The organism is Corynebacterium sp. (genome assembly GCF_030535495.1).
Lineage (GTDB): Bacteria > Actinomycetota > Actinomycetes > Mycobacteriales > Mycobacteriaceae > Corynebacterium.
Genome location: NZ_JAUNRW010000138.1, coordinates 1 through 4,813, shown reverse-complemented (window position 1 = coordinate 4,813; position 4,813 = coordinate 1). Strand labels below are relative to the sequence as shown.

At 66.5% G+C, this 4,813-nt stretch carries 6 protein-coding genes; 2 read left to right on the top strand and 4 right to left on the bottom strand.

Features of this window, described 5'->3' with window-relative positions; translation table 11 throughout:
• Window positions 1-91: 91 nt before the first annotated feature.
• Both murA and ramA read right to left on the bottom strand, forming a co-directional pair.
• Complete coding sequence (murA, locus tag Q4F73_RS11580) at window positions 92-1,348, bottom strand: UDP-N-acetylglucosamine 1-carboxyvinyltransferase (protein ID WP_303359497.1); 1,257 nt, start codon at window positions 1,346-1,348, stop codon at window positions 92-94.
• Window positions 1,349-1,377: 29 nt separating this feature from the next.
• Window positions 1,378-2,220 carry an acetate metabolism transcriptional regulator RamA gene (gene ramA / locus Q4F73_RS11575; protein ID WP_303359496.1) on the bottom strand — a complete coding sequence of 281 codons (843 nt, stop codon included), beginning with the start codon at window positions 2,218-2,220 and terminating at the stop codon, window positions 1,378-1,380.
• 322 nt (window positions 2,221-2,542) lie between these two features.
• On the opposite strand from ramA, the gene cysK reads away from it, so the two are divergent.
• On the top strand, window positions 2,543-3,478 hold the full coding sequence (gene cysK / locus Q4F73_RS11570) for a cysteine synthase A (protein WP_303359495.1): 936 nt from the start codon (window positions 2,543-2,545) through the stop codon (window positions 3,476-3,478).
• A 29-nt stretch (window positions 3,479-3,507) separates the two neighbouring features.
• On the top strand, window positions 3,508-4,107 hold the full coding sequence (gene epsC, locus Q4F73_RS11565; RefSeq protein WP_303359494.1) for a serine O-acetyltransferase EpsC: 600 nt from the start codon (window positions 3,508-3,510) through the stop codon (window positions 4,105-4,107).
• 55 nt (window positions 4,108-4,162) lie between these two features.
• Here the strand turns inward: epsC and Q4F73_RS11560 are convergent, their stop codons facing one another.
• Both Q4F73_RS11560 and Q4F73_RS11555 read right to left on the bottom strand, forming a co-directional pair.
• Window positions 4,163-4,450, bottom strand: coding sequence for a GNAT family N-acetyltransferase (locus Q4F73_RS11560; RefSeq protein ID WP_303359493.1), 288 nt, complete (start codon window positions 4,448-4,450; stop codon window positions 4,163-4,165).
• Between the two features lie 91 nt (window positions 4,451-4,541).
• Window positions 4,542-4,709, bottom strand: coding sequence for a hypothetical protein (locus Q4F73_RS11555; RefSeq protein ID WP_303359492.1), 168 nt, complete (start codon window positions 4,707-4,709; stop codon window positions 4,542-4,544).
• Between the last annotated feature and the right edge of the window lie 104 nt (window positions 4,710-4,813).

Genomic DNA, 4,813 nt, shown 5'->3' with positions numbered 1-4,813 from the left:
ACTCACATAAAGTTACACACCACCCCACAACAACACAAACCCCCAGCTCACAGGCGTGAACTGGGGGCGGGTGGGGACGTCGATAAGCAAGCTAGTCAGTGACCCGGCGGATGTCCGCACCGAGGGACTGCAGGTGTTCGACGAAGTGCGGGTAGCCGCGGTCGATGTGATAGACGTCGTGGATCGTGGTCTCCCCGTCGGAGACCAGCGCGGCCAGCACCAGGCCGGCGCCGGCGCGGATATCCGAGCTCCACACCTCGGTCGAGGAGAGCTGCTCGATGCCGTGCACCACGACGTGGTGGCCCTCGACGGTGGCGTTGGCGCCCAGGCGTTGGAGTTCGTAGACGAACTTGAAGCGGGACTCGAAGACGTTCTCGGTGATCACGCTCATGCCGTTGGCCACGGTGGCCAGGCCGATGGCCATGGGCTGCAGGTCCGTCGGGAAGCCGGGGAACGGCAGGGTCTGGTAGTCGGCGGCGTCGGGGCGGCGATTCATCCGCACGCGGAAGCCGTTCTCGTAGGTCTCCACATCGGCACCGGCGATCTTGAGCTTCTCCAGCGCCAGGTGCAGGTGGCGCGGCGCGATGCCGCCGACCGTGACATCGCCCTGGGTCATCACGGCCGCGTACGCCCAGGTACCGGCGACGATGCGGTCGCCGACCACGGCGTAGTCGGTGGGGTGCAGCCGGTCCACGCCCTCGATGGTGAGGGTGGAGGTGCCGGCTCCGTCGATACGCGCGCCCATGGCGATGAGCATGTTGCACAGGTCGTCGATCTCCGGCTCCCGGGCCGCGTTGTGCAGCACGGTCGTCCCCTCGGCCAGCACCGCCGCGGTGAGAATGTTCTCCGTGGCACCCACAGAGGGAAAGTCCAGCGTGATGCGCGCACCGCGGAGGCGGTCGGCCTCCACGACCACCGCGCCGTGGGAGATGCGGGTGGTGGCGCCGAGTTGCTCCAGACCGGACTGGTGCATGTCCAGGGGGCGGGAACCGATGGCGTCACCGCCGGGCAGGGCGACGACAGCCCGCCCGCAGCGGGAGGTCAGCGGCCCGAGCACGCAGATGGAGGCGCGGAACTGGCGGACGGCGTCGAAGTCTGCGTCGGAATCCAGCTGCGCGGGAGTGGTGATGGTGACGGTCGAGCCGTCGATGGCGACCTCACAGCCCAGACCCTGCAGGACATCGCCCATGAGGGGGACGTCGAGAATCTCGGGACAGTTGGTCAGTGTTGTCGTGCCCTCGGCGAGCAACGCGGCCGCCATGAGCTTGAGCACGCTGTTCTTGGCGCCGCTGACCTTGACGGCGCCCTGCAGTCGAGCGCCCCCGGAGACGAGAAATCGATCCTTCACGCCTTCCGACACTAGCGGAATGCCAGGCGTCAGGGCAGGGCGCCGATGCGACGCGCGGCGTTGACGGCCTCGTAGCGGGTGTGTGCGCCGAGCTTGCGCATGACCGAACGCAGGTAGGACTTCACCGTCTCCGCGCCGATGCCCATCTCCTCCGCCGCCTCGACGTTGGTGTGGCCGAGGGCGACACAGGAAAGCACGTCGAGCTCGCGGGCGGAGAGCTTGGTGGACTGCTTGACCCGCACCGGGGAGACCATCTGGTCGCACAGCTGCTCCAGCTCCTTGCGCAGCAGATCATCCTCCACGCGGTTGGCCAGCATGCGCAGCTTGGAGTGGGTGGAACGGACCTGCTCCCACTCCGCGCCGTTCATCACCCGTCCGGTCTTCGCGGCCCCGGGCTTGCCGCCCTCGACGCGCCGCAGCGCGGAGTTGACGGCCAGGTCCTGCTCCAGGGTGCGCGCGGTCATGGTGACCTCCTCGATCACCTTGTCGCCGAGGCGCACCGGAGAATGCACGCCGACATAGAGGACACCGCGGATCTCACGGTTGACGATCACGGGCACGGCCACGATCGAGTGCAGGCCCTCGTCCTGGATCGCCCGGTCATTCTCGTGGGAGATGATGTTCGCCCGCGTGTAGTCGGAGACACCGACGGGTCGACGGGTGGTGACCACGCGGCCACCGACACCGGAGCCCGGCTCGATGATGAGGTTCTGCAGCGCCGGCGTGCGCAGGCCCACCCACTGGGAGATCTGCAGTCGGTTGTCCGGCAGCAGGGTGGCGTACATGGTGACCGGGATCCCCGTCGCGGTCTTCAGTGATGTGAGGGCTGCCCGGACAGCCTCGTCGTCATCCTTGATGCGCTGTGGATCCATTGTGAAAGTCGTCCTCCTCCGGGTACACCCGTCCAGGTACACCCGAGGTGCACATCGACGGGGGTAACTGTCTCCTACAGATGGGGATTATAACGCGATACCGGGGGTAAACGGAATCCAAATCCCCATAACTGCCGGAGGTGCTCTTGTCAGCGAACGGACGTATCCCACTCCCCCGGACATTTCCGGCACCTGTCAACCCCACCCCCGACACCTGTGAAAACAGTGCGGTCTACGGGTTGCGTACCGTCCTGTCTATTTCGATGGTGTACGCTGGCGGCACACGAAACACACGAATGCCATCGGCAAGGAGCATGAACCCATGAGCAAGATCTACGACAACATCCTCGACACCATCGGCAACACCCCGCTGGTCCGCCTCAACGGCCTCACCGAGGGCCTCAACGCCGAGGTACTGGTGAAGATCGAGTCCTTCAACCCGGCCAACTCCGTCAAGGACCGCATCGGCAAGGCGATCATCGACGCCGCCGAGGCCGACGGCTCCCTGCAGCCCGGCGGCACCATCGTCGAGGCCACCTCCGGCAACACCGGCATCGCCCTGGCCCTGGTCGGCGCCGCCCGCGGCTACAAGGTCATCCTCACCATGCCGGAGACCATGTCCAACGAGCGTCGCGTCATGCTCCGCGCCTACGGTGCCGAGATCGTGCTCACCCCGGGTGCCGCCGGCATGCAGGGTGCCGTCGACAAGGCCAACGAGATCGTCGCCGGCGAGGAGAACGCCATCCTGGCCAACCAGTTCGCCGCCCCGGCCAACCTCAAGGTCCACCGCGAGACCACCGCCGAGGAGGTCTGGAACGACACCGACGGCAACGTCGACATCTTCGTCGCGGGCGTCGGCACCGGCGGCACCGTCTCCGGTGTCGGCCAGATCCTCAAGGAGCGCAAGCCGGAGGTGCAGATCTACGCCGTCGAGCCGGAGGCCTCCCCGCTGCTGTCCGCAGGCAAGGCTGGCCCGCACAAGATCCAGGGCATCGGCGCCAACTTCATCCCCGAGGTCCTCGACCGCAAGGTCCTCGATGACGTCATCACCGTCTCCAACGAGGACGCCATCGCCACCTCCCGCGACCTGGCCGTCAAGGACGGCATCCTGGGCGGCATCTCCTCCGGCGGCAACGTCTGGGCAGCCCTGCAGCTGGCCCAGAAGGAGGAGAACGCGGGCAAGACCATCGTCACCGTGGTCACCGACTACGGCGAGCGCTACGTCTCCACCGTCCTCTACGAGGACATCCGCGACTAGTCGCCGGACGAGCAAGTAGACTCTGGCCCATGCTGCTAGTCACCATCGCGAAGAGGGTCCGGGAGGACCTGCAGAACGCGCGCGAACACGATCCCGCCGCCCGCGGCGACGTCGAGAACGCCGTCGTCTACTCCGGCCTGCACGCCATCTGGTCCCACCGGGTGTCCCACTGGTTGTGGACGCGCGGCCTGCGCGGTCCGGCGCGCATCCTCGCGCAGCTCAACCGCTTCTTCACCGGCATTGAGATTCACCCCGGTGCCACGATCGGGCGGCGCTTCTTCATCGATCACGGCATGGGCATCGTCATCGGCGAGACCACCGAGATCGGCGACGGCGTCATGCTGTATCACGGCGTCACCCTCGGCGGTCAGGTGCTCACGCAGACCAAACGGCACCCGACAATCGAGGACAACGTCACCATCGGCGCCGGCGCCAAGGTCCTGGGCCCCATCACCATCGGGGAAGGCTCCGCCATCGGCGCCAACGCCGTGGTGACCAAGGATGTCCCGGCGGAGCACATCGCCACCGGCATCCCGGCGAAGAACCGTCCGCGCCGCCAGTCCGAGCGCATCAAGCTCGTCGACCCGGACTACTACACCGCGAACGATCCGGTCGACTACAGCATCTAAGTAAAACGCCCCCGAGGGGGCGTTTTTTCTTGCTTATCGACGTCCCGGTGATCCCCTACGCCCGCAGATCCTCGTACTCCGGGTGCTTGGTAATGAAGTGGGACACCGCGGAACAGCTCGGGACCACAGTGGCCCCCTGGTCGCGGGCCCAGTCGAGGGCGCCCTTGATGAGCGGGGTAGAGAGGTTCTGGCCCCGGTAGGCCTGATCGACGACGGTGTGGTTGAAATCGAGGCCGCCGTCCGGCAGGCGCGAGTAGGCGGCGTAGCCGACCTCACGGCCGTCGACGGAGATGACGAAACGCTGCTTGGCCTCGTTGTGCTCGATGGTGTGGTTGGGGGTCATGGCGGGACACTCTCCTCGTTGTATTTGTTGTTGCGTTGGTGGGCGTTGGTGTCCCCCAATTATGCCCCGCCCTGCACGCGTTGTGCAGGGCTCACGGCTCCTGCAGGAGAGTGCGCACGAGTTCCCTGGCGGCGTTCAGCTCATCGCCAGGCGCGGGAGTGGCATCGAAGACCTGGCAGGCGTGGTCCGGGACCACCTCTGCGGCCGGCGTGATGCCCGTGTTCTCCAGGTAGATGTCCCACTGCCGGTCGATGCTCATGGCCCCCACTGTAGGACGCAGACCGTTGGCACGTGAACTTTCGGGCCCCGCGACATTTCCCCAGGTCGCCGCCTGTGACGGGTGGGGTTCACGTGCCAACGGTA